Consider the following 23,508-nt stretch of genomic DNA (forward strand, 5'->3'; position numbering starts at 1 on the left):
GACAGCGCCGCCGCAGTGGACACAGTCACAAATCTCTGCATCTTTCTTTTCATCTTGTTTGCTTCCTCCCTAAATTTGTTCACGCTCTGCAAAATAGATATCTTGTTCCTCCGCTTTACCGCCTCCCATTTTTCGTTGTTTTCCATAATTTTTGCTGCTTGGACTGATGTCTTTCATTATATCCTGTTCAATACATTTTTTCTAGTGTTAAATTATAGATAGTACCATGCAAAAGATTCATTGAATCTTTTGCAAATGACAGGCGGGGGGGGGGGGCGCGGCCGCCCCCCCCCCCCCCCCCCCCCCCCCCCCCCCCCCCCCCCCCCCCCCGTTCCCTTTCAACCCCCGGTCAGTCTTTTCAGCCCCTCCCAGAGCTCGATGGCCTTGAACTTCAGCACATATCCCTGGGTCTCGCCAGTCATCAGGGCGGCCTGGTCATCGGTGAAGCGTCCCGCCTGGGCCGCCTCCTCCACCGTCTCGCTGGCCGCACCCAAGCACAGGGGCGGGAAGGCCACGCACCACCAGTTCTGCCCCGCTCCCTCGCCGATGACCACCCGCAGGGCCGTGTATTCTCCTGCCGGAAGGGCAAAGTCCTCATACTCCTTGGTGGGAAACCAGGTCTCTGTCAGCTCCGCCCGGACCGCGTAGTCGCAGCCCCGCTCCTCCAGCACCCGCTGTCCTGCCGCTGCCAGCTCAGGCAGATGCTCCTGGATGGCCGCCGCCGCCGCCGTGCGGTCTGCCCCCGCCGGGTACAGCTCCTCCGCGTGGGCCAGGACCTGGTCCCGAACCTCCAGTTTCAGTGCCTGGTCCTCCGGGCTGTCTGAATTGGCGATGACATGGAGGCGGATCACCTGGTCCGCCAGCCGCTCCTGCTCCCGGTCCAGCCATCCCCCCAGTGCCAGTGCGCACAGCACGCCGCACATCAGCGCCAACTCCCAGCGCTTCATTTTTCGGTCCATATACAACACCATCCATACCTTTCGTATTTTCCGAGTGGAATTCTACGAAGAGTATGGACAGTGTCTTTCCTTCTTAAACCGTTTCCGCCAAAAATGTATCCCGGTTCTGCTCTGACAGAAGGGCACAGGCCTCCTCTGCCAGCTCCTTCCGTTGGAACAGGCCAAAGGCGGTGGGGCCCGTCCCGCTCATGGTGGCGCCCAGGGCTCCGCACTGGATCAGTGTGTGCTTGATCTCTGCCACCCTTACCTCCTGCCGCTCCGGCAGCACTTCCTCAAACACGTTGTACATGCGCCGGGCCACACCAGGCAGGTCCCCCGCCGCCAGCGCTGCCAGCAGTCCGGCGGTGTCGGGCCGGCAGCGGACCCGCATCCCGTCGATGCGTGCAAACAGCTCTGGTGTGGAGACGGGGAAATCCGGCTTGCACACAGCCACCCAGCACCGGGGTAGCGGGGTCAGCGGGGTCAGCATCTCCCCCCGCCCCTCGGCCAAGGCGGTGCCGCCCAGTACGCAGTAAGGGACGTCGGAGCCCACTCCTTCCCCCACCCGTGCCAGCTCCTCCATGGAGAAGGGATTCCCCTCCTTCTCGTTCAGGGCCCGCAGCACAGCGGCGGCATCGGTGCTGCCGCCGGCCATCCCGGCGCACACCGGGATGCGCTTGCGGATGGAGATCTCCAGTCCCGGCACCGGTCGTCCCAGCGTCTCATAGAAGCGGAGCGCGGCGGCGGCGGCCAGGTTCTTGGGCCCCGTGGGCAGGAAATGCAGGTCGGTCTGCACCCGCACGCCCTCCCCGCCCGGCTCCAGGGTGAGGGTATCCCCCAGGGTGATGGACTGCATCACCATCTTCAGGTCGTGGTAGCCGTCAGGCCGCTTCCCCAGCACATCCAGCGTCAGGTTCAGCTTGGCGGGGGCAAATCGTTCCATCGTCCGCACCTCCACCGGTTCACAGCCGGATCTTCCGGGCCTCTAAGTAAAAGCGCTTGTCGTGGGCCTCCCCCATGGAGAAGGTCTTTCGGGGCAGCACTCCGTCGTGGATCACGGTGGGGAACAGCTCCTCCTTTTTCATGGGCGGCAGGAGGAAGCCGATGGCCTTGGGCCGCCGGGTCAGCTCTTCCACTACCTCGGCCCCGTGGATATAGTCCAGGCTGACGCCGGACCGCCCCTCCATCCACCGGTCCAGGAAGGACTGAAGGGTTCCCACCGCCAGCTGGGCGGCGGGGTCAGGGACGGTGAGAGCCCCCCGGGCGTTCCCGTAGAGGTAGCGGATCACATGTCCGTCCCCCTCCCCCTCCCGGGCATCGGGGTAAGCCATGCGCAGGGCGGAGAGCACCTGGGCCGGCTCCGCGCCGAAGACCACCCGGTGGATGGGCTCGAACTCCAAGGACTCGTCGTGGAGGTTGACCAGCTCCGCCAGGGCGTACCGGGAGGGCAGGGTCTCCCACTGATCCTGGGGCGTGATGCGCTTCTGCCGCTCATAGCACTCCTTGGCGGTGGCCAGGGAGTGGTTCCCGTCTCCCACAGCGAACAGGAGGACAGGCTGGTCCTGGGTCCCGTAGCGGGCGTTGAAGGCGGCGGGATCAGCCAGAGCCTGGAGGGCGCCGGCCACGGCGGAGAGCTGCTCCCTCCCCAGCTTCCAACCGGCCAGGTGGCCGCCCCGCTCCATCAAATCGAAGTCATAGACCTGCTCCATGCCCGTCTTCTCCCGGGCCAGGGGCTCGATGACGGTGCGCTCCGGATCGTCAGTGAGGAGCATGACGTGAGGCAGCTCAATGGGGGCGTTCTTCCGCACCGCCACTCGGGGCGGGATACGGGAGAGGACGGTGCCCTCGGTGGCCCGCACCTGGGCCGGGGAGCCCGGCTCATAGTCGTACTGCTCCAGGTCCACCATGCCCACCAGTCCTCTGCGGAGCTTTCCGTTGTGCAGGGTGCGCTCTACATAGATCATGGTCTGGGGCAGAAGGGCAAACCTCTCCTCCCGCAGATAGCGGGACATGGTGTTGTTGATCTCCATGATGTCGGTCTCCACGCTGGGACCGTCCAGACAGCTTTCCGGCAGGATGAGCCGCAGGGATGAGGGGGCCCGCCCCACCCTCTCTTCTACCCGCTGCCAGTATTCCGGCTGTGAGGTGTACTGGTCACAGGCCACCACGCTCCACAGGCCCAGGTCGCAGTTTTGGGGGAGCAGGATATCCGCCGGACGAAAGGGGAGGGTTTCAAATAAATCATTCATCAATGGTCACTCACTTTAATCGTTCTCTTGATGCAGGGGGATTTTGCCGGCCTTGGCAGTTTTGGTTCTTTCCGCAGGGCGCGATGACTCGGCGCGCCGTCTTGGGTAGTTTTCGCAGGTGGGTCGCCGCCTGCGGGCGGCAAGTGACTTTCCCAGCGCCGGGAAAGTCACCAAAGGATCGCCGGGGGCAGCTCAGGATGATCGCTTCACGCTCATATCCGCCTTACCCCGGGTCCTCCATTACGGGGACACGCTCCTGTTTGGTCATACGTTATTTCCGGCTCGCAAAATCTGAGTGGCTGGTCTAAATTCCCACCGGGCCACTGGGCCCTGGTCTGCAGAAATTCAGGGCGCATGCAATTCCACAACTGCGCCTGGCTTTGCTAAGCCGACACTCCCGGTGCGAATCCTGGCATGCCGGTCTGGGACCGGCCTCTACGGTATCACCGAAGAGGCCCCTTTTTGCAGGAGCGGCACACTTGGACGGCACGCTGTGGGAAAGGTTACTTTTTGAGACGCTGCCACTCCTCCAGCTGGGAGATTATGGCATCCAGCTTTTCTTCCATCCGGTCCCACTGTTTCTTGACCTTCCAGCAAAGGACCACCAGCGCTCCCAGCCCCACAGCCTTCACAGCAATCAGGAGCAGGGCCGCGATGCGGGCCGCCATGTCAAGGCTGCCCAGCCAGGCCGCCAGGTAGACGAGGAAAATAAGTCCAAAAATGACCGCCACGGTCTTCATAGGGCCCACTCCTTTCGCAACACCTATCTTTGCTTCTGCTCTGTTGGGGGCACTCCTCAATGTGATTTGAAGTGCGGTCTGATTTCGTCTTCTCCGTTCTTTAGACAGAGAGCTATCAGCCTATGGCCCCCTTGATGGCTTCCAACAACTCGCCGAACTCCTCAAAGGCGGGCAGCTCCGGGTGGTCGGCCCTGATGGCCTGGGTGCTCTTGAACAGGAAGCCCGCCTTGCTGGCCTGGATCATCCCCAGGTCGTTGAAGCTGTCCCCGCTGGCGATCGTCTCATAGCCCATGGACTGGAGGGCCTTCACCGTGGTCAGCTTGGACTGGGGGCAGCGCATCCGATAGCCCGTGATGGCTCCGTCGGGGGCCACCTCCAGGGTGTTGCAGAAGATGGTGGGCCAGTTCAGCTTGGCCATCAGGGGCTTGGCAAACTGCTCGAAGGTGTCGCTGAGGATGACCACCTGGGTGAGGGTGCGCAGCTCGTCCAGGAACTCCTTGGCCCCCGGCAGGGGGTCGATCTTGGCGATGGTGGCCTGGATCTCCTTCAGGCCCAGGCCGTGCTCCTTCAGGATCTCCAAGCGCCACTTCATCAGCTTGTCATAGTCCGGCTCGTCCCGGGTGGTGCGCTTCAGCTCCGGGATACCGCTCTCCTCCGCAAAGGCGATCCAAATCTCCGGGACCAGGACCCCCTCCATATCCAGGCATACGATATTCATGGTCGATTCTCCTCTCTGTTTCCCGGCCTGATGTCCCCGACCGAGTCCCTTCTCTTGTGTGGTCCCCGACCCACAGGGTGCAGGGATTACATGGGGCTCGTCCCAGAGGCAGACCAAAGCCGGGCGCTTTTCAATACGATTTGTAATTTTTTTCGAATAATATCCTATTTGAGTTCATTTTCAACCCCTGCCCTGGCTGCGGCGCAGGTTGGTCAGGAAGTTGTCCATCCGGGTGATGGCCTCGGAGATATCCTTCATCGAGGCGGCATAGCAGGCCCGGACGAAGCCCTCGCCCCCGGGGCCGAAGGCGGAACCGGGGATCACCGCTACCCGCTCCTCCCGCAGGAAGCGCTCACAGAACTCGTTGGAGGTCAGGCCGGTGGAACGGATATCCGGGAAGACGTAGAAAGCGCCCTTGGGCTCAAAGCAGCTCAGACCGATGCGGCGCAGATTCTCCACCAGATAGCGGCGGCGGCTGTCGTACTCCTCCCGCATGTGCTCGATGTCCCGGTCCCCGTTGCGCATGGCCTCGATGGCGGCATACTGGCTGACGGTGGGGGCGGACATGATACCGAACTGGTGCAGCTTGGTCAGGCACTGGATGATAGGCTTGGGGGCGCAGACATAGCCCATCCGCCAGCCAGTCATGGCGTGGCTCTTGGAGAAACCGTTGACCACGATGGTGCGGTCATACATCTCCTCCAGATTGGCCATGGACACATGGCGCTGGCCGTAGGTCAGCTCGGCATAGATCTCATCGGAGACCACCATGATCTCCGTGTCCCTCAGCACCTGGGCCAGAGCCTCCAGGTCCTGCCGCTCCATAATGCCGCCGGTGGGGTTGGAGGGGAAGGGCAGCACCAGCGCCTTGGTCCTGGGGGTAATGGCGGCCTTCAGCTGCTCAGGCGTCAGGCGGAACTGGTTCTCTGCCTTCAGCTCCACATAGACCGGGACCCCCCCCGCCATCTCGGTGAGCGGTCCGTAGCAGACAAAGGATGGGACGGGGATGATAACCTCGTCCCCCGGGTTCAGCAGCACCCGCAGGGAGAGATCCAGCGCCTCGCTGCCCCCTACTGTGACCAAGATCTGGCTGGCGTAGTCGTATTTCAGGCCGAACCGGCGGTCCAGATAGCTGGCGATCTCCCGCCGCAGCTCCGCCATGCCCGCGTTGGAGGTATATTTGGTGTACCCCCGCTCCAGGGAATAGATACCCGCATCCCGGATGTGCCAGGGTGTCACAAAGTCGGGTTCCCCGATGCCCAGGGAAATGGCGTCCTTCATCTCCTCCAGAATATCAAAAAACTTCCGAATGCCAGAGGGCTGGATGCCCTGGATCTTCTGATTCAAGATCGTCTCATAATTCATACAAAGATATACTCCCTTTCCTGGGGCTCCTGAGGCCGGAAAATCAGGTGCTTCTCCTTATATTTTTTCAAAATGAAATGGGTGGCCGTGCCGGTGACCCCCTCCAGTGGGGCCAGGCGCTCGCCCACAAACTGGGCTACCTCCCGCAGGCTGCGTCCAGAGATGATGACTGTCAGGTCGAAGGAGCCGCTCATCAGATACATGCTCTCCACCTCGTCATACTGATAGATGCGCTCGGCGATGCGGTCAAATCCGGCCAGGGACTGAGGCGTCACCTTCACCTCGATCAGGGCGGTGACATTCTCCCGCTTGACCCGGTCCCAGTCGATCACAGCCTGGTATCCCAGGATCACGCCCTCCTCTTCCAGCCGGCGCAGCTCATCCTTTGCCTCTGCCTCGGTCATGCCGGCCTGTGCTGCCAGCTGTGCGGGAGACTGTGTGCAGTCCTGTTCCAAAAGCTCCAAAAGTGTGTTCATGTCACGGGGACCTCCCTTTCCGAAATCTTTGACTGCGGAGTCCGGCGGCCGGTGCTCCCTGTCAGAAATGAATATCGTATTTATTATATCTCATTTACCGCCCAAGCGCAATGCTGCCTTTTAGATCCCCCCAAGATACACCAGGACCCCCTGCGGCCATAAGACGCAGGGGGTCCTGTGTTTGACTGGTAAAGATCCAGGCTCTGCTCTTTCTGCAGAATCAGGCCGCCTTGACAGCCTTACTGCCCTTTCCGGTAATGATCTGGAACACCAGCACCACGACCAGAACGCCGATACCGATGATGTCGGTCAGAGTGCCCGGATGGATCAGCATCAGACCGGCGGCGATACACACGATCCGCACGCCCCAGTTCAGATCCCGGAGCATGTAGCCGATCATGCCGGCGGCGATGAGGAACATACCCACCGAGGAGGTAAGGACCACCTGCACCACGTCCAGCGGGCCGAAATCGCCAATGAACAGCATCGTGTTATTGAAAGCAAAGATGTAGGGCACGATGAAGGCCGCGATGGCCAGACGGGTGGCGTTGAAGGCCGTCCTCATAGGCGGCGCTTTGGCGATGGCGGAGCCGGCATAGGCGGCCAGGGCCACGGGCGGGGTGATGTCGGCCACAATGCCGAAGTAGAACACGAAGAAGTTGGCAGCCATCAGATCCATGCCCATGCCCTGCACCAGGATAGGGGCACAAGTGGTGGCCATAATGACGTAGTTGGCGGTGGTGGGGACGCCCATGCCCAGCACGATGCAGCACAGCATAGTGAGGAACAGGGCGATGATCAGTTGACCGTTGGCGACCTGTACGATGGCGGTGATGAGCACATTGGCCAGACCGGTCATCGTCACCACGCCGGCGATGATGCCCGCGATGCCGCAGGCTACGCCTACAGACAGGGTATTCCGGGTCCCGGCGGCCAAGGCGTCCACATAGGAGGGGGCCGCCTCACGGTTGGGCTTGCTCATTACCGTGAAGAGAACGAACAGCACCACCCAAAGGCCCATACAGATGTTATCCAGGTTCTCCGGAATCCATTCGTAGGACTTGTTGCCCAGGATCACGATGACAGCCAGGGGGATGAGGGGCAGGGCCATGAGCAGCTTTTTGCCGCCCTTCTCCCGGTCCACCATACCCATGGTGATAGCGGCGAAGGTGGCATACACAGCGCTGCGGGACATGGTGAAGCCCACGATGATCATGTACACCAGCACGATCAGCGGCACCAGCAGGTAGATCTTGGGAAGGATATCCTTGGCCTTGGGCAGGGAATCCTTGGGCAGACCGTGCAGCCCCATCTTCTTGGCCTTGAAGTGGACCATAAGGAAGATGCCCGCGAAGTACAGGAAAGCGGGCAGGATGGCCCGGATCACGATCTCAGAGTAGGGGACGCCGACCATCTCGGCCATGAGGAAAGCGGCGGCGCCCATGATGGGGGGCATGATCTGTCCGCCAGTGGAGGCGGCGGCCTCAACGGCACCCGCGAACTCCGGGGGATAGCCAGTCTTCTTCATCAGGGGGATGGTAACGGCGCCGGTGGTCACGGTGTTGCCCACAGAGGAACCGGACACCATGCCGCACAGAGCGGAAGAGATGACGGCTACCTTGGCGGGACCGCCGGAGGCGGAGCCTGCGATGGCGTTTGCCCCTTCAATAAAGAAGTTGGCGATGCCGGTAGCCTCCAGGAAAGCGCCGAAGATGATGAACAGCACGATGTAGGTGCAGCACACGCTGATGGGGGTGCCAATGACGCCGTTGGTGGTGTAGAACAGGTTGTACACAATGCTCTGCACCGTCTTTCCGGCAAACATGGGCAGATAAGCATAAAGAACGAAGGCCGTGGCCACGCATAGGATGGGGATGCCCACCACCCGGCGGCAGCACTCCGCCAGGATCAGGATGCCGATGATACCCAGCACCACCTCAGTGGTGCCGATCCGGGTCATCATGGCCACGATGCTCTTCAGGTTGATGACATAGTTAAAGTAGCAGGCCGCGCCCACCACTGCCAATACGATGTCATACCAGGGGATGTGATTCACCTTCTGTGTTCCCTTTTTCGCAGGGTACAGAATGAATACAAACAAAATGATAAAGCCCAAAAACAGGCAGTGCCGGACGCGGTTGTCAAAGCTGGCAAACAGGTTCATCCATACCATGAACAGGGAAAAGAGAGCCAGCATGATCCGGATGACCAGCTCCGGGACTCCGGTCCAGATCCGGGTGTTGGATTCGCGGTCGTACTTCTTCATGACCGCTTCCACGTCCTCCGCCGTTCCCACGTCTACACTGGGATCACCGGCAGGAGCCGTGTTGACGCTGCGATCTTCCAAATCGCCCATTATTCTCCTCCTTAGTCGCATCGTTCTGACGCCGCCCCTAGCGGACAAGGCGGTCAGAACAGCCGATACTCGTACCCGATGGAGACCACCGAGCTTCTTCCAAACAGTGCGCTCAAACTGATGACTCGAATCCCGCTCTCCAGAGTCACCTCCTCCATCCCATCTTCCGGGAACACCCCGACCAGATCACGGACCTGGCCATAGTCCTCCCGGATGTCGCCCAGGATCAGCGTGTGATCTGATCGGGAGCCTACGATATATTGCAGGGGGATCGTCTCAAAATCCTTGTGGATATTGCTCACTACAATGGAGCCGTCCTCGCCCAATGTCATGGACTCCCCTTCGTTCAGCTGGCTCTGTACCCCGGCGCCGAAGCTGTAATAGTAGGTCTGCTCCACATAGATCTTGTGCTCCTGGATCTGATAGCAGTCAATCAGCGGATTTTTATGGACCGAGTGGATAAAGCCCACGCAGAACCAGTCTCCCTCGTCCAGGCGGTAGCGGACGCAGGTCTCACCGTTTTCCCCGCCGCGCAGGGTGAGATACCAGCCCGCCCGCACGCTGACTGTTGCTAGAAGAGCCGCCGCAATAATGATGATTATCGCGGCGGCTCCCATTACCCTTTTTTTCATCAGATCCCGGTGTCACTCGTCACCGGAACTTGACCGGCGGGCCGTGCGGCGAGGTCGGTCCTCCCTCACAGGACACCCTTCTCGGTATAGAACTTCTCAGCGCCGGGATGCATAGGCACATCACCCACACCGGCCACCGCGTTCTCCAGGGTCAGGAACTGGAACTTGGCCTGAGTAGCGGCCATGCTCTCCTGATTCTCGAACATCTGGGTCAGCAGTTCATAGACGAAGTCCTCGGACAGGTCCTCAGAGGCCACCAGAACTGCCTTCACGGCCACGCAGGTCACATCATAGTCGATGTTGTTGGGGTAGGTGCCGGCGGGCAGGTCCTCCTGGACCAGGAAGGGGTAGTTGGTGGTCAGATACTCCACGGCCTCGGGAGTCAGGCTGATCATATCGAATTCAGCGGTGGCATCCAGCTCAGTGATCGAGGTGGTGGGGGCGCCGGCCACGGTGAAAGCGGCGTCGATCTTACCGTCCTTCAGGTCGTTGGCGGCGTCGCCGAAGGAACCGTTGGTGGCGGTGATGTCAGCGGTAGTCATGCCGTAGGCCTCCAGGACCTGGCGGGCGTTGACCTCAGTGCCGGAGCCTACATCGCCCACGCAGACGGTCTTGCCCTTCAGCTCGGATACGTCCTTGATGCCGGGGGCGGAGATGATCTGCACGGTCTCGTTGTACAGGCCGGCCACCCACTGGCTGCTGGTCTCAGCCTCGGTGAACAGGTCGGTGCCGCTGTGGGCATAGGAGAGCACGTCGGACTGCAGGATGGACATCTGGGCATTGCCGTCAGCCACCTCCAGGATGTTGGCGGAAGAGGCACCGGTGGAAGTCACATTCAGCTGGCCGGTGGTCAGCAGGGGGTTGAGGGTGGTCTGCATCACGCCGCCGTAGGCGTAATAGGTGCCGGAGGTGCCGCCGGTCGCCAGGGTGACGGTCTCGCCGGAGCCGCCGGCCGGAGGTGTGGTGGTGGAAGTAGTGCCGGTAGAAGCGGCAGGAGTAGAAGTGGTACCGGAATTGCTGGGCTGATTGGGATTGCCGCAGCTGGCCAGCGCCAGGGACAGAGACAGCGCCAGGATGAGAGCAAGTGTTTTCTTCATATTCTCTTTCCTCCATTTCAAGCTTTACTCGGCCTTCCGCCCGAGGGATGCGGCCGACCTATTTGCAGAGTTATTATATTACATTTTGCCTATAATTGCAAGTCGCTTTTTTTATTTTCGGTCATTTTGCATAATTTCCTTCATTTTTGCAGTTTTTTTCTCTGTTTTTCTCTTTTTTCTTTCGGATTTCCTCATTTTTCCTTCTTTTCAATATAATGATGCAGTATTTGCATCATTCCGTTTTTAACATTTTCCCCCTGCATTCCGACGCCCTTACTCCCGCATAGCCTGTTCCAGCTTCTCCAGCGCCCGCTTCTCAATGCGCGATACATAGCGCCCCGGCAAATGTAAGCGATTGGCTCCGGAAAATCACGCCGTCTCAAACGGCGCAATTCCTTGCGAATTCTGGCTTGCCTCGTCCAATTGGGCGAAGCGGAATTTGATAATGACTTCCTTGTCCTCAGTGAGTTCCACCCGCTCGATGAGGCTGACCAGCAGCTCCCGGCTCTCCCCGGCGGTTTCGACGAACCGCTGTACCAGTTCCCTGGCCCTGTCCTCGCTGCGGACAGGGCTTTTTTGACGCAGCTCCAGTTCCTGCCGCTTTTTCTCCAGTTGCTCCCGCTCCAGCTTGATCCGGCTGAAGATGCGCTGGAAGTCCGCCTCCGGCAGCAGCCCGCTGAGCCGGTCGGTGTACATCCGGTCCAGGTTGGCGGTGAGGCTGTCGATCTTGGACTGGAGGGCTTGGAGCTCCTTCCCCAGGCTGCTCTGCTTCCCGGCGTTCTCCACGGCTTCCCGGGCCACGGGCAGCAGTTCATCAGGATTCAGATATGTCTGGCACACCTCCCGCACCTTGGCGATCACCGCATCGGTCACGGTTTTCTCCTTGATGGAGTGGCAGGTGCAGGCACCCGCTTTGGTAAAACGCTGATAGGTGCGGCAGACAAAGTACAGCACATCCTCCCCCCTGGCGTTTTTCCGGTTGAGGACCGCCAACGGGTAACCGCACTCGTGGCAGAAGATCAGCCCTTTCAGCAAAAAATCATAGGTTCGACTCCGGGTGTGCTTCCGGCTGTTCACCAGCATCCGCACCTTACGGAACGTCTCCACATCCACCAAAGCCTCATGGGTGCCCTCCACCACCACCCAGTTGGCCGGGTCTTGCTTCAGGCACCTCTTGGATTTATAGCTAATCTTCACACTGCGCCCCTGAACCATATTGCCGATGTAGGTCTCATTTTGCAGCATATCGGAGATCCGCTCACTGCTCCACAGGCCGGTGTAGGGGCCGGGTTTTGCCACCGGCAGATTGGCATAGGTGGCAGGAGTGGGCACCCCCTCCTGGTTGAGGAGGGCGGCGATGTTCCGGCAGCTCATGCCGGAGAGGGCCAAGGCGAAGATCCGCCGCACGATAGGGGCCACTTCCTCATCAATGACAATCTTGTTTTTCTCTGTTGGGTGCATCTTATAGCCATACACTGGCTTTCCGCCGATAAACTGTCCCTTCCGCTGCTTATCCCGCTTGACGCTCTTGATCTTCTTGGAGATGTCCTTGGCGTACATATCGTTCATGATGGCACGAAATGGGGTGATGTCGTTGGCGGTAGAGTCCACGCCGGTGTCGATGCCGTCCAGCAGGGAAATGTACCGCACCCGGTGTTCGGGGAAGTACCGCTCCATGTAGTGGCCGGTCATGATATAATCACGCCCCAGACGAGAGAGGTCTTTGGTGATGACCATATTGACCTTCTTCGCCTCAATGTCAGCGGTCATCCGCCGGAAACCGGGGCGGTCAAAATTCGTGCCGCTCCAGCCATCGTCCACGTAGGCATCATAGACGTTCAGCCTATGCTGCTGCACAAACTCCCGCAATAGGGATTCCTGGTTCTGGACGCTCTGGGATGGTCCCTCGCTTTCATCCTCCTTCGATAATCTGATGTATAAGGCCGCATGGTATTCCAGGGGATTGCTTATCTCAAAGTACATGCTATACCTCCTGAGATAAGCGGCCATTCATCATAAATATTATAATATTTCGCGGCCATATCGTCAAATTTCCGCCGCATTTCGGAGATTTCTCTCTATAAAAAGCCTTAAGGACCGTCTTACCAGCTCCGGCAGCTTTTCTCCTTCTTCTGTGAAAAAACAATGGACAATCGGCACCCGTCCATCCTTTTTCACGGGTATCCCCCCTCTCTGAAATAGTAAAGAATATGCGGCAATTCATGCACACTTGCTTGTCTGCATACAGGAAAGCCATGTCAGGATAACGACATGGTTCAACAATGATTGACAAAGTTTTCCTCCCCTCTTACAATAAAGGTGAGTTGGGAGGTGTTGAAATGCATCCGGGATTAAATAAGTATATGATGCAGCTGCGCATGGAATCTAAAGAGAAGGAAAATCAGGGCAAGCCGCCTATTACCTCTCCCGATGTGGTTCAAACGGCTGATTTTGTGTTTTCTCGAATTCCACATCAAGAGGGTGACAGCGGCCGGCTTTTACTGGCCAAACAAAAAGCGGATCGGAACAAACGGTATCTTGTGAAACACGCTTATACGGACTGTGCCTGCAACGAGTTCATCTATACCAAATTGGCTCAGGTGATGGGATACTCTATGCCGGACGCGGTCTTATTCCAACTCTCTCCGGGGGAAACGCGGCCTTATTTCAAAACGGAGTATATTATTGGGGAACGATACTTGAACGTGACCGATCCGGCGCCTACTTATCAAAAAATACGGGAGCAGGCCAAAAATTGGAAACACTATTTTGCTTTCTATGGCTTGTACAGCCTTACAGGCGAGGGAGATGGCGTTGAGATCCTGCTCGCGGATGACGATAGAATCTATCGTGTAGACACAACCGATGCATTTCCTATCAGCAATTTCCAGCTTGACGCAGCCGGCATTCACCAAAACATCAATGGTCTGAATCCGCAGCAAGTTATGAAAGAGAAGATGCTCTCCAGTGATCTGTCCCAAGTTCTCAATTTCTCTTGGTGCGATGCCCATTTGGCAAGCTGCCTGAAGATTTGTCCAGATAGTCTGCCTTATTTCTTAGACCCGTTCGCCCGTATTCAGGATATCCAAAGTGACTATATTGATGATTTTCTGAACACGCTTTGCTATTTCTACCCGGATTTTATTGGAGACTATTTCAAACGCTATATTTCCGCTCTGCAAAAGCAGTGCGCGGAGTATTGGAACGAAAAACGGTGAGGGGACATCCCTCACCGTTTTAACGTACCAGATCATGCTCCAGCTGTTTGACTGAGCAGACCTGAAAGGGCCATTGGGGTTCGTTCCAACGACTCCCGCGATATAACCGGCTGCGGTTCATTACCAGGACTTGCTCAAATACACCGGCATGATAATCCTTCAGAAGTCGTGTCAATCCGGGACGATTCAAGTCATGTCCGGGAAAACCGTCATCCTCATAATATCCTGAAATTGGGAGTCCCTTTTCCGCCGCATAATGTTCAAGTTTCCGCTTTTGCATCTCCAACGCGTCCCGCCGCATTTCAGAATTTCCGCCCCTGTCCACACGGCAATAAACTGCTGTACGTTTCCCCTGCATAAAATTCACCTCTTTTCTATTGTCCCACAGGGTCAGAGCAAAATTTGCCGCAAAAAATCACCGCATTTCAATAAGTCCATCCAGGAACCGTTCGAAATCCGGTGACAGTTGAATATTCAGTTCATAATCCCGCCGTACTTCGATCCGCTTCACAACGATAGCCAGCAGCATTTTTTGCTCCTCCAGCGTTCCGCTGCAGAAAATCTGGTTCAGTCCGCAGTATTTCCGCTGCTTGATCTCAATCTCCCGGCGCAGTTGTTCTCCATTTTGGAGCCTGGCCTCCAACTCATACAGCCTCTCTCTGGTCTTGTCAATTTCTGCTTCTGTTCCTTGTAAAAGTTCCTGCAAAAGAGGTACCCCGAAGGAACTCTCTCCCCGGATCGCCCGAGCTACCTCCCCACGCAGGGTCTCCCGGTCCCACTCCCTCTCGGATAAATGCTGCTGCGCCGCCTGATAGGTCTCCCGCCGCTCCTGAAGTACGATTTGATATTTATACTCCAAAATGGTCTCTGCAGGCAGTGCCTCCAGCTGCTCTAGCAAGGCGGAAATTGCAGTTTTGACCGCCGCTTCTATACGCTCTGCGTGGTAGGTTCGTGGGCCATCGCATGCTGTTGGTTCCCCTTCCACACTGGCATTGCAGCGATAAAGCCGTACATCCCGGCGATAGAGGGAACCATCCCGCTTACGGCGGTACTCCTTCCGATGGATGGTGCTGTTCATGCGAGCGCCGCAGTGGCCGCAATAGGTCAGGCCGCTCAGCAAAGCTTTTCCGTGTTTGGGGGCAGAAATGGTACTCATATTATTCTCCTTTCGGTTCCGGCTTTCTTTCAATTCCTGTACCTGGGAAAAAATCGCATCCTCCACGATCTGCAGGTGTGGCAGCCTCGGGGACTCCGTGCCGCCTTTCTGCAGATAGCCCAGATATAATCTGTTGGACAATATATGGGAGATGGAGCCCTGATTCCACCGCTTTCCTTTGCGGGTCGTGATATTTTGACTATTTAGGTATTTGGCAATACGATAACTGCCCAGTCCTTCCCGAGCTGCCTTGTCAAAAATGATTCCCACCACCCGGGCCTCTTTCTCGCAGATCTGAAGCTCATACAGCGCCTGTTTCTTTTTGTTCAACCGTTTTCCCCGCACCAAACGGTATCCATAGGGGCACTGTCCCCCGGTAAAACAGCCTTCTTCTGTCAGTTGCCGGATTCGGGTACGGGTGCGTTCCGAGATTTTCTCGCTTTCTCCGGCCGCCTGCCAATAGCGGATATAGTTGGTCAGCTTGTCTACATGGTTGTCGAATCGCTGCTCGCCCTCACAGACGCTCCAGACAGAAACACCGTTGCGCACCAACCACTCCACCACAAAGGGCGTCTCATCGTCCCGACGTCCGATGCGGTCAAACATGTAGACCTACAGGATATCAAATTTCCCCGCTATGGCATCCTCACGGATCTCCATGACTGCATCCCGCTGCTGCATAGTCAGCTTATAGCCGGAGACACCCTTTTCAGAAAATTCCCTCAAAATCTCCCAGCCGCACTCCTAAGCAAAGGTCTGGCAGGCAATTCTCTGCATAGGAATATCATTCTTTTCCACCTGTCCTCGGTCAGACACACGATAGAGGCAATAAACCCGGTTCATAGCGATGCTCCTTTCTGTTTGATGCCTCTATCCTAAATCGGCCGCTTCCATTTGAACAGGCGCCGCAGGTTGCTGGATCAGTGCAGTGCAAACATAGTGCCAGATGCTGGTCTCCTTGGGCGTCACAGAAAAAGAAATGTTCACCTTGCGCTCCGCCGTTTCCATGGTCAGACTTTGCTTGCTCGGATCATATTTCATAGGAATACCTCCTTAATTATACTATTGTGGCATGATAAAAGCCGCCCCGTACAGGCGGCTAAATTCTTTTCATTAAATTGGGGATGCGAATCGCTTGGGAGTCCAAATGAATGGCACCCCCAAATGTCGAACATCCGCTATTAGGCACGATAAGGCATTTTAATTGATGAAATAAGCAATATATGGTATAATAAACCAAATCAATTGAAATGAGAGATATAAGCCCTTCGTTCATCATCTCTCTGCTACAGGTAACTGCCGTGCTGAACGGGAAGCGTGCCATGGCTTCCAGTGGAGGCTATCATCTGTGACCGCCAACAGGAGTATCATAACGCCATCAACGCCTCCAACGATACGGGAAAGTCCACGGTATTTATCGAGCTCATGCTCTCATCCATCAAAGTATCGCTCACACAGGTTATCAGTGCGAGTGATGAAATGATCGATGGAAAGGTGGTCAAGGCTGCCCTCCGCCGGAAGAAAATTGAGGAACATCTCAAACCCTACAACTATATCATGAACGCCGATGTGCGGGAACTGTGCGGGGTGTCGGCAGCAACAGCAAATCAGATACTTGCTGGGTTAGTTGGAGAAAGCAAGTTATCTAAATATTACAAGCAAGGACATTGGGCATATGTATCAAATTATATCAACTAAAGAAAAGTACTAAAATAGATAGACGGAGGGTTCACATGGTTTTGAGAAATATTTCAATAAAAAACTACGGTCCAATTGACGATCTTTCTTATACATTTAGGTTTGATGAAACAGGGAAGCCTATCCCCCTCGTTTTAATTGGGAAAAACGGCTGTGGAAAAACATTACTATTTTCGGCAATCATTGATATGATGGTCGAAGCAAAACGCAAACTCTATCCGAATGGCATTTTAGAAGTTGTAGGTACCAACTATTATAAAATTGGAAATCATAGTTATATCAAAGTAGGCACAAATACTTCTTCGGTAAAAATTGAATACGGAACACATTTAAAATGTATCAAATATGTAGATGTAATGTCCCGAAATCCAGCTGAATCAATCTCCAATAGAGAAATAGAGGATTCTCAAATAATTAATAACAAAAAATTTAAAGAATCTGGTTTTTATAAGAATACAGATCTACAGAATTTTGCATTACCGGAATTTGAGTCCAGTATCAAGTTGTTTTTCCCATTTGACCGATACTACAAGCCAATGTGGTACAATCCCGATAACTATAACAAAACAAACATTTCTGCGCCAAATAATGTAGGTTATTCGACTACAAATATAATAAAAAATGATATTTTAGAAAATATAAAGGATTGGCTAAGAACCGTATATTTACAATCACAGATATTGAATTTGCAGATTCCAGATGATGAAAAATTTCCTGCTGCGGTTCGTGGCCGAGTTGTTCCCGTACGACAAGACACCAAACTGCAAGGTCATCTAAAAGCAATCCTTTCAATAATTAAAGGAGATGGCCAATATGATGTTGCAAATCCCGCACGTAACCATAAAATGCTTGGCCTAAATGGCCCTAGCATACATTGTACAGATATATCCCAATTGTCTGCTGGTGAAACTAATTTATACGCAATTGCTGCCTCAATTATAAAAGAATGGGACATATTCCATGGCAATGATAATATAGAATTATCAGAAATTACGGGGTGCGTACTTATTGATGAGGCCGATGTCAATCTTCATATTGATTTTGCATACAGAGCTTTGCCAAAGCTTATGAAATTATTTCCGAAAATTCAGTTCATACTAAGTACACATTCGCCCTTCCTTTTGGCGGGATTGAAAAAAGAATATGGCGAAAATATAGATTTCCTTTCACTTCCTGATGGAACTTTAATTCATGACTTAAATTCTTTTTCTGAAATTATAATGGCATATGAAGTCTTTAGTTCAGAAACAGAGAGCCTTATACAGCAAGTTGAGTCACTACGGGCAGAATATCAACGAATCAAATCACTAAATAATAAAGTCATCATTTTTACAGAAGGAAAAACCGATGTCAAATACTTAAAACTGGCATTGCAAAAACTTCAAGGATATAAAGATATTTCTTCTAGGATTGAGTTTTATGATATTGAGCATGCAAAAAATACAGGAGATGGAGAATTAGCGAAAATATTTGATTACTTGCAAAAAGGAAATGATACCAACATAAAAATATGTATGTTTGATCGAGACAATCCAACATATATATTCTCTGATACTTTTTTGAGAGGAAATAATCAAGTCTACAAATTCAATTTATGTACTCCCCAACATCGTAGTAAAACAGATTTAATTTCGGTTGAACATTGTCTAACAGATTCAGAATTAAAAACCGTTGATGCAAACGGTCGACGCATTTTTTTGGCTGGCGAGTTTAGCAAGATTACGAGGATTACTGCGGATGAGCAGTATGTTTGCCATCACAAAATTGGTTCTAATCCTTTGGAAATTCTTGATGGTTCAAATGACAAAAAAGTTTATAAAATTTCTGCTAATGACGAGTCGAATTATGCACTTACAAAAGACGATTTTGTTCAACATATTATTGACAACGACCCTGGTTTTGATAAGTTTTCTTTTGATGGATTCCGACCCACATTAGATACAATTAAAGCAATTATTCAAGATGCCGAAAGAATGAATACAGTTTCTTGATGAATGGCCGCTTATCTTCCTAAAATTTTTCCACTTACAATAATCGCGATGCTACCACAGCTACATACGAAGCCCGGAAAGCCTTATTCCACAAGGCTTTCCGGGCTTCGTTTACATTAGCGGCGTCGCTATACATAGGACCGGCTGATGCCGCAGCGGGAGGCGATCTCCCGCTGTGTTCTGGGAGGGCGGTCATCCAGGCCGTAGCGCAAGGTGATGATGGACCGCTCCCGATCGGTCAGGCAGGTGGCCACGCAGTGCCGTACCTTGCGGCAGGCGTCCCGGGTGTCCAGCTCCTCCAGCATGTTGTCGTCCACGGCGATCACATCCATCAGCGACAGGGAGCTGCCGTCGTCATCGCCATCCAGGCTGTCCGCCAGTGACACCTCCCCTGCCAGCTTTTTCTGCGCCCGGAAGTGCATCAGGATCTCGTTTTCGATGCAGCGGCTGGCGTAGGTAGCCAGACGGACGTTTTTATCACTTTTGAAGGTAGAAATCCCCTTGATCAGCCCGATAGTCCCGATGGAGATCAGATCGTCCTGGTCTCCAGTCTGGGCATAGTACTTTTTCACGATATGGGCCACCAGCCGCAGGTTATGCTCCACCAGCAGGTTGCGGGCCTCCAGGTCCCCCTGGGCGGCCCGCTCCAGGTATTCCCGCTCCTCCGCGGCCTTCAGCGGCCGTGGGAAGGACCCGCTCCCACCCGAGAGCCGCAGAGTAAAAAACAGACCGTTCATCATTAGATAGATCCATGGCGACAACATATGCCAACACCTCCGCCCTACTCTATTCCCCCCACGCAAGTCCCTATTCTCCCGGTCCTTCCCCTCTGTCGAAAGTTCCGGCCCACCTGCCCGTGCAAAGAGCTCCCCCGGACACGCCCTAAGGCGCGCCCGGGGGAGCTCTCTTTCCGTTCCCGGTGTTACTGCTTCTCCTGGAGGGACAGGCTGGCGATGAACTGCTGGGCGGTGCGCGGGGTGCGCCCCGCGTGGCGGATCTCCCAGGTCATGGCCTGGGCGTGGAGCAGCTCAGCGGACATGGCCACCCCGGCCCGGGCGGCCAGATGGTCCACTAGGGCCAGATAATCCGCCTTGCTCATGGTGAGGTAGGGGATACGCAGTCCAAACCGCTCCGCCAGGGCAGTCTTCTCCGAGATCGTCTCAAAGGCGTCCACCTCGTCCCCTGCCCGGTCGCTGAAAGACTGACGGACCAGGTGGCGGCGGTTAGAGGTGGCGTAGATGGCCACATTGGCCGGGCGGCGCTCCAGCCCGCCCTCCAGGATAGTCTTCATGATGGAATAGGTATTGTCATCCTGGTCGAAAGCCAGGTCGTCGATGAAGAGGATGAACTTCTGCCGCCGTCCCGCCAGGGAGCGGATCAGCCGGGGCATCTGGGCCAGCCCCTCCTTCTGCACCTCGATCAGCCGCAGATCCCCGAAGCCGGGGCGGAACAGCATAGACTTTACAGTGGCTGACTTGCCAGTACCGCCGTCGCCAAAGAGGAGCACGTTGTTCACCAGGTGCCCCTCCAGCATGGCCTGGGTGTTGGCCACCACCTGTCCCCGCTGCAGCTCGTAGCCCATCAGCTCCTCCGGCCGGGGGCAGTCCGGGTCGGCCACCGGGATCAGCTCCCCGCTGTCCCAGACAAAGGCCCGGTAGCGGGCGAACAGGCCGCAGCCATTCTCCTGGTAAAACGCCGTAAGGCCGTCAAAGTCAAAAGGGGCAGACGCCCGCCACCGGGGCAGCCCAGCCAGCACCGGAGCGTACACCGGGGGCAGCAGATTGGACAGCTCCCCCACATACCGGTCGCAGTCCATCCGGGCCAGAAGGAGGAAGGTCTCCACCTCCCGCCGGGCTGCGTTCTCCAGGGCGGGGTCGCTGTCCCCTCGCTCCGCCAGCGTTCCATAGGGGCTCTCCACATAGCGCAGGCCGTCCCAGAGCCAGTCACCCAGTCCCTGGTATCCCTCCCGCCGCAGCAGGTGGAAGAGCTGCGTATAGGCCTCCAGGGCCTCCGTTCCACGCCCCTGGGCCAGACTGCCCACCAGGGCCCGGCTCTGCTCCATCACCGGCGTCTTCAGCAGCTCCGCATAGGCAGATACGCCATAGAGGGCCGCCCAAAGTACATCAAATTCCATCTTATTTCTCCCAGTTCCCCCTGCTTCCGCAGGTGATCTTTTTTCATTGTAAAGCGGACAGGGCGGCCTTGTCAACCGGGTGGGGGTATGATACAATAAATAAATCTGACTCAGGAAAGGAAGACAGAGGACGCGGCGCGTGAAACGGCGGCCTGCTCGGGCCCCGCCCCGCTGTCCTTGCCCATATGCTGTCCATTGGAGGCATCCCCATCGAAGCGCCTCTGGCCCTGGGCCCTATGGCCGGGGTCACTGATATGGCCTTCCGCACCATCTGCCGGGAGCAGGGCGCCGCCCTGACCTGTACAGAGATGGTCAGCGCCAAGGCCTTGTGTTATCAGGATAAGAAGTCCATCCCCCTGCTCCAGCTGGGGGATGGCGAGCATCCCGCCGCCGCCCAGATCTTCGGCAGCGACCCGGTCTGCATGGAGGAGGCGGCCGCCATCGCCCGCCAGGTCTCCGGCGCCGACTTCATCGACATCAACATGGGCTGCCCGGTGCCCAAGGTGGCCAACAGCGGGGACGGCTCCGGCCTGATGCGTAACCCGGACAAGGCGGTTCGGGTGGCTGAGGCGGTCATCCGGGGGGCCGGCTGTCCGGTGACGGTGAAGTTCCGGCTGGGTTGGGACAAGGGCTCCATCAACTGCGTGGAGTTTGCCCGGGCCATGGAGGAGGCCGGCGTGGCCGCCGTGGCCGTCCACGGGCGGACCCGGGCCCAGATGTACGCCGGCCGGGCGGACTGGGACCACATCCGCGCCGTGAAGGAGGCGGTGAAGATCCCTGTGATCGCCAACGGCGACGTGTTCAAGCCGGAGGACGCCCCCCGTATCCTGGCCTACACTGGGGCGGACATGGCCATGATCGGCCGGGGGGTATTCGGCAACCCCTGGCTGTTCGCCCAGTGCCGGGCAGCTCTGGAGGGCCGCGAGATCCCTCCCATGCCGCCGCTGGCGGAGCGTTGCGACACGGCGGTGCGCCAGTTCCAGCTCTCCGCCGCCAACAAGGGGGAGAAGATCGCCTGTCTGGAGGCCCGGCGCCACTACGCATGGTATCTGAAGGGGGTCCCCCACGCGGGATATTATAAGGAGCAGATCGTGAAGATCACTACCCTGGAGGACGTGTACCGGGTGACAAAGGGGATCAAGCGGGACCTGTGCTGACCCCGGCCGCGGGGCCGGAGGGTTTGGATTTGGAAGGGGTGAAGGTATGACTGACCAGGAGCTGGCGGCCCGCGCCCGGGACGGGGACCAGGACGCCTTCGAACAGCTGGTCCGGGACAACGAAAAACGGATCTATACCCTTGCGCTGCGAATGACGGGCAGCCGTGAGGACGCCCTAGATCTGGCCCAGGATGCCTTTTTCCAGGCGTGGAAAGCCCTCCCCACCTTTCAGGGGGAGAGCAGCTTTGCCACCTGGCTCTACCGCCTGGCCACCAACCTGTGCCTGGACCATCTGCGGGCTCAGAAGAGGCGGACCCAGTCCATGGGGCCCGCCCTCTCCCTGGACGACGAGGAAAACGGGCCCGTCCAGGTGGCGGACCAGCAGCTCCAGCCCCAGGAGGCGGTGGAGCGCTCAGAGCGCCGCCGGGCCCTGGAGCGGGGGCTGGCCTCCCTCCCGGATCACCACCGCCAGGTGCTGATCATGCGGGAGTTGTCCGGACTCTCCTACCAGGAGATCGCCCAGGTCCTGGACCTGGATCTGGGGACTGTGAAATCCCGTATCGCCCGGGCTCGTCTCTCCCTGCGAAAAATTTTGCTGGAGGATGGGAACTTTTTTGACTCTCCGGCGTCTATGGAGATAGAACGACACAGAAAGGAGTGACCCGGCATGTCAGGCTGTGAACGTGCGCTGGACCTGATCGGCCTGCGTCTTGACGGCCCCCTGTCCCCGGAAGAGCAGCGGGAGCTGGACGCCCACCTGGAACAATGCCCTGCCTGCCGGGCCGCCGCCCGGGAGCTGGAGGAGCTGGAGGGGGCCCTCGTCCAGCTGGGTGAGTGCGATCCCCCGCCCCAGCTCGTCTCCGGCGTGATGGAGCGGGTACGCGCCGACAGCGCCCCTGCCAAGGTCGTCCCGCTCTGGAAACGCCCTGCCTTCCGGGGAGCACTGGGCATGGCGGCCTGCGCCGCCCTGTGCATCGGCCTGCTTCCCCAAATGGCGGGTCTCTCCTCCGGCGGCGGGAACAGCACCGGCGCCGCCCCTGCCAGCGCCTCGGAGTCCCAGGCCGCTTCCTCCACTCCCGCTGCCGGTGCCTATGCTGCCGGCGGGGAGTCCTCCCCCTCTGCCGAGGTCCGCTCCAGCAATGCGGGCCGTCCGGAAGCCGAGGACACCGCCCCGATGGAGGCGGAGTCCCCCGCCTCCATCGCTCCCTTCTCCCTGCAGGAACAGGGAGCGGGCGCACCGGAGGACTTCTCCGCCCTTGCCCCCGCCCTGTCCGAAGACCTGGCCGGACAGCTGGGCCAGAGTCCCGGCCGGCTGCTCCTGTTCTCCACCATTCCAGAGGAACTGGAGGACCGGGACTGGCAGGAGACGGACGGCTTTCGCTGGACCGCCCTAGAAGCGGAGGGGGACCACTCCCTGCTGGACGCCCTGACCGCCCAGGCCGCCGCCCTGTGGGAGAGCGGGGCGGAGGGCCCCGCAGTGGCTCTGGTGTATCCCTGAATCTTACTTCAGCCCTGGACCGGGCGCGACGGCGGAGTATCTGGCCCGCTCCCAGAACAGCATTGCGGAGACCCAGACCGTGGAG

At 57.0% G+C, this 23,508-nt stretch carries 22 protein-coding genes; 6 read left to right on the forward strand and 16 right to left on the reverse strand.

All coding sequences use genetic code 11. The annotated features are described in order from the left end of the window. Positions 1–338 precede the first annotated feature (338 nt). From spoIIR to NE584_RS15310, 11 genes are all read right to left on the reverse strand, one after another. The gene (spoIIR, locus tag NE584_RS15260; protein WP_050622580.1) at positions 339–959 is read right to left on the reverse strand and encodes a stage II sporulation protein R; all 621 of its coding nucleotides are present in this window, start codon (positions 957–959) and stop codon (positions 339–341) included. 73 nt (positions 960–1,032) lie between these two features. After that, positions 1,033–1,881 carry a 4-(cytidine 5'-diphospho)-2-C-methyl-D-erythritol kinase gene (ispE, locus tag NE584_RS15265; RefSeq protein WP_256183164.1) on the reverse strand — a complete coding sequence of 283 codons (849 nt, stop codon included), beginning with the start codon at positions 1,879–1,881 and terminating at the stop codon, positions 1,033–1,035. 19 nt (positions 1,882–1,900) lie between these two features. Beyond that, a complete protein-coding gene (locus NE584_RS15270; RefSeq protein ID WP_256183166.1) occupies positions 1,901–3,187 on the reverse strand; it encodes a DUF1015 domain-containing protein in 1,287 nt (428 codons plus the stop codon). Between the two features lie 503 nt (positions 3,188–3,690). Then, the gene (locus tag NE584_RS15275; protein ID WP_050622583.1) at positions 3,691–3,927 is read right to left on the reverse strand and encodes a hypothetical protein; all 237 of its coding nucleotides are present in this window, start codon (positions 3,925–3,927) and stop codon (positions 3,691–3,693) included. A gap of 115 nt (positions 3,928–4,042) precedes the next feature. After that, positions 4,043–4,645, reverse strand: a complete 603-nt coding sequence (gene thrH / locus NE584_RS15280) for a bifunctional phosphoserine phosphatase/homoserine phosphotransferase ThrH (RefSeq protein WP_108979631.1) — start codon at positions 4,643–4,645, stop codon at positions 4,043–4,045. 180 nt (positions 4,646–4,825) lie between these two features. Then, positions 4,826–6,010 carry a pyridoxal phosphate-dependent aminotransferase gene (locus tag NE584_RS15285; protein WP_050622585.1) on the reverse strand — a complete coding sequence of 395 codons (1,185 nt, stop codon included), beginning with the start codon at positions 6,008–6,010 and terminating at the stop codon, positions 4,826–4,828. After that, the gene (locus NE584_RS15290; protein WP_050622586.1) at positions 6,007–6,486 is read right to left on the reverse strand and encodes an Lrp/AsnC family transcriptional regulator; all 480 of its coding nucleotides are present in this window, start codon (positions 6,484–6,486) and stop codon (positions 6,007–6,009) included. The genes NE584_RS15285 and NE584_RS15290 overlap by 4 nt, the downstream gene beginning before the upstream one ends. A gap of 220 nt (positions 6,487–6,706) precedes the next feature. After that, positions 6,707–8,842, reverse strand: coding sequence for a TRAP transporter permease (locus NE584_RS15295; RefSeq protein WP_157954638.1), 2,136 nt, complete (start codon positions 8,840–8,842; stop codon positions 6,707–6,709). A gap of 53 nt (positions 8,843–8,895) precedes the next feature. Continuing rightward, positions 8,896–9,474 carry a DUF1850 domain-containing protein gene (locus NE584_RS15300; RefSeq protein WP_256183169.1) on the reverse strand — a complete coding sequence of 193 codons (579 nt, stop codon included), beginning with the start codon at positions 9,472–9,474 and terminating at the stop codon, positions 8,896–8,898. Positions 9,475–9,539: 65 nt separating this feature from the next. Continuing rightward, positions 9,540–10,571 (reverse strand): TAXI family TRAP transporter solute-binding subunit, encoded by a 1,032-nt coding sequence (locus NE584_RS15305; RefSeq protein WP_050622589.1) that lies wholly within the window; start codon positions 10,569–10,571, stop codon positions 9,540–9,542. Positions 10,572–10,940: 369 nt separating this feature from the next. Next, on the reverse strand, positions 10,941–12,554 hold the full coding sequence (locus tag NE584_RS15310; protein WP_256183170.1) for a recombinase family protein: 1,614 nt from the start codon (positions 12,552–12,554) through the stop codon (positions 10,941–10,943). A gap of 299 nt (positions 12,555–12,853) precedes the next feature. On the opposite strand from NE584_RS15310, the gene NE584_RS15315 reads away from it, so the two are divergent. Then, complete coding sequence (locus NE584_RS15315) at positions 12,854–13,789, forward strand: hypothetical protein (RefSeq protein WP_157954639.1); 936 nt, start codon at positions 12,854–12,856, stop codon at positions 13,787–13,789. Positions 13,790–13,808: 19 nt separating this feature from the next. Here NE584_RS15315 and NE584_RS15320 read toward each other — a convergent pair whose 3' ends face one another. The 3 genes from NE584_RS15320 to NE584_RS15330 form a co-directional block, all read right to left on the reverse strand. Beyond that, entirely contained in the window at positions 13,809–14,147 is a 339-nt protein-coding gene (locus NE584_RS15320) for a recombinase family protein (protein WP_108979637.1), read from the reverse strand. Between the two features lie 57 nt (positions 14,148–14,204). After that, a complete protein-coding gene (locus tag NE584_RS15325) occupies positions 14,205–15,551 on the reverse strand; it encodes a recombinase family protein (RefSeq protein ID WP_256183171.1) in 1,347 nt (448 codons plus the stop codon). 264 nt (positions 15,552–15,815) lie between these two features. Next, complete coding sequence (locus tag NE584_RS15330) at positions 15,816–15,986, reverse strand: hypothetical protein (protein ID WP_256183172.1); 171 nt, start codon at positions 15,984–15,986, stop codon at positions 15,816–15,818. 291 nt (positions 15,987–16,277) lie between these two features. Between NE584_RS15330 and NE584_RS15335 the strand changes: the two genes are divergently transcribed. Both NE584_RS15335 and NE584_RS15340 read left to right on the forward strand, forming a co-directional pair. Then, positions 16,278–16,643, forward strand: coding sequence for a hypothetical protein (locus tag NE584_RS15335; RefSeq protein ID WP_256183173.1), 366 nt, complete (start codon positions 16,278–16,280; stop codon positions 16,641–16,643). Positions 16,644–16,678: 35 nt separating this feature from the next. Further along, positions 16,679–18,634, forward strand: coding sequence for an AAA family ATPase (locus NE584_RS15340; RefSeq protein ID WP_256183174.1), 1,956 nt, complete (start codon positions 16,679–16,681; stop codon positions 18,632–18,634). 128 nt (positions 18,635–18,762) lie between these two features. On the opposite strand, the gene sigK is transcribed toward NE584_RS15340, so the two are convergent. Both sigK and NE584_RS15350 read right to left on the reverse strand, forming a co-directional pair. Next, entirely contained in the window at positions 18,763–19,398 is a 636-nt protein-coding gene (gene sigK / locus NE584_RS15345) for an RNA polymerase sporulation sigma factor SigK (RefSeq protein ID WP_108979638.1), read from the reverse strand. A 158-nt stretch (positions 19,399–19,556) separates the two neighbouring features. Next, positions 19,557–20,768 carry an ATP-binding protein gene (locus tag NE584_RS15350; protein WP_256183175.1) on the reverse strand — a complete coding sequence of 404 codons (1,212 nt, stop codon included), beginning with the start codon at positions 20,766–20,768 and terminating at the stop codon, positions 19,557–19,559. Positions 20,769–20,953: 185 nt separating this feature from the next. Here NE584_RS15350 and dusB point away from each other — a divergent pair, with 185 nt between their 5' ends. From dusB to NE584_RS15365, 3 genes are read left to right on the forward strand one after another with little or no spacing between them, the layout of a single operon-like run. Further along, on the forward strand, positions 20,954–21,925 hold the full coding sequence (dusB, locus tag NE584_RS15355) for a tRNA dihydrouridine synthase DusB (protein ID WP_256183176.1): 972 nt from the start codon (positions 20,954–20,956) through the stop codon (positions 21,923–21,925). Positions 21,926–21,971: 46 nt separating this feature from the next. After that, a complete protein-coding gene (locus NE584_RS15360) occupies positions 21,972–22,586 on the forward strand; it encodes an RNA polymerase sigma factor (RefSeq protein WP_256183177.1) in 615 nt (204 codons plus the stop codon). A gap of 6 nt (positions 22,587–22,592) precedes the next feature. Continuing rightward, entirely contained in the window at positions 22,593–23,423 is an 831-nt protein-coding gene (locus NE584_RS15365) for a zf-HC2 domain-containing protein (RefSeq protein WP_256183178.1), read from the forward strand. Positions 23,424–23,508: the final 85 nt, after the last annotated feature.

This window comes from Clostridium sp. DFI.5.61 (assembly GCF_024462915.1).
GTDB classification, from domain to species: Bacteria; Bacillota; Clostridia; order Oscillospirales; family Oscillospiraceae; genus Lawsonibacter; species Lawsonibacter asaccharolyticus.

What these genes read in the sequence shown, in the direction of transcription:
- sigK (WP_108979638.1), bottom strand. Translation starts at nt 19,398, where the DNA reads ATGTTGTCGCCATGGATCTATCTAATGATGAACGGTCTGTTTTTTACT.
- NE584_RS15295 (WP_157954638.1), bottom strand. Translation starts at nt 8,842, where the DNA reads ATGGGCGATTTGGAAGATCGCAGCGTCAACACGGCTCCTGCCGGTGAT.
- NE584_RS15350 (WP_256183175.1), bottom strand. Translation starts at nt 20,768, where the DNA reads ATGGAATTTGATGTACTTTGGGCGGCCCTCTATGGCGTATCTGCCTAT.
- NE584_RS15365 (WP_256183178.1), top strand. Translation starts at nt 22,593, where the DNA reads ATGTCAGGCTGTGAACGTGCGCTGGACCTGATCGGCCTGCGTCTTGAC.
- ispE (WP_256183164.1), bottom strand. Translation starts at nt 1,881, where the DNA reads ATGGAACGATTTGCCCCCGCCAAGCTGAACCTGACGCTGGATGTGCTG.
- dusB (WP_256183176.1), top strand. Translation starts at nt 20,954, where the DNA reads ATGCTGTCCATTGGAGGCATCCCCATCGAAGCGCCTCTGGCCCTGGGC.
- spoIIR (WP_050622580.1), bottom strand. Translation starts at nt 959, where the DNA reads ATGGACCGAAAAATGAAGCGCTGGGAGTTGGCGCTGATGTGCGGCGTG.
- NE584_RS15360 (WP_256183177.1), top strand. Translation starts at nt 21,972, where the DNA reads ATGACTGACCAGGAGCTGGCGGCCCGCGCCCGGGACGGGGACCAGGAC.
- NE584_RS15305 (WP_050622589.1), bottom strand. Translation starts at nt 10,571, where the DNA reads ATGAAGAAAACACTTGCTCTCATCCTGGCGCTGTCTCTGTCCCTGGCG.
- NE584_RS15290 (WP_050622586.1), bottom strand. Translation starts at nt 6,486, where the DNA reads ATGAACACACTTTTGGAGCTTTTGGAACAGGACTGCACACAGTCTCCC.
- NE584_RS15325 (WP_256183171.1), bottom strand. Translation starts at nt 15,551, where the DNA reads ATGTTTGACCGCATCGGACGTCGGGACGATGAGACGCCCTTTGTGGTG.
- thrH (WP_108979631.1), bottom strand. Translation starts at nt 4,645, where the DNA reads ATGAATATCGTATGCCTGGATATGGAGGGGGTCCTGGTCCCGGAGATT.
- NE584_RS15275 (WP_050622583.1), bottom strand. Translation starts at nt 3,927, where the DNA reads ATGAAGACCGTGGCGGTCATTTTTGGACTTATTTTCCTCGTCTACCTG.
- NE584_RS15300 (WP_256183169.1), bottom strand. Translation starts at nt 9,474, where the DNA reads ATGAAAAAAAGGGTAATGGGAGCCGCCGCGATAATCATCATTATTGCG.
- NE584_RS15330 (WP_256183172.1), bottom strand. Translation starts at nt 15,986, where the DNA reads ATGAAATATGATCCGAGCAAGCAAAGTCTGACCATGGAAACGGCGGAG.
- NE584_RS15340 (WP_256183174.1), top strand. Translation starts at nt 16,679, where the DNA reads ATGGTTTTGAGAAATATTTCAATAAAAAACTACGGTCCAATTGACGAT.
- NE584_RS15315 (WP_157954639.1), top strand. Translation starts at nt 12,854, where the DNA reads ATGATTGACAAAGTTTTCCTCCCCTCTTACAATAAAGGTGAGTTGGGA.
- NE584_RS15270 (WP_256183166.1), bottom strand. Translation starts at nt 3,187, where the DNA reads ATGAATGATTTATTTGAAACCCTCCCCTTTCGTCCGGCGGATATCCTG.
- NE584_RS15310 (WP_256183170.1), bottom strand. Translation starts at nt 12,554, where the DNA reads ATGTACTTTGAGATAAGCAATCCCCTGGAATACCATGCGGCCTTATAC.
- NE584_RS15285 (WP_050622585.1), bottom strand. Translation starts at nt 6,010, where the DNA reads ATGAATTATGAGACGATCTTGAATCAGAAGATCCAGGGCATCCAGCCC.
- NE584_RS15320 (WP_108979637.1), bottom strand. Translation starts at nt 14,147, where the DNA reads ATGCAGGGGAAACGTACAGCAGTTTATTGCCGTGTGGACAGGGGCGGA.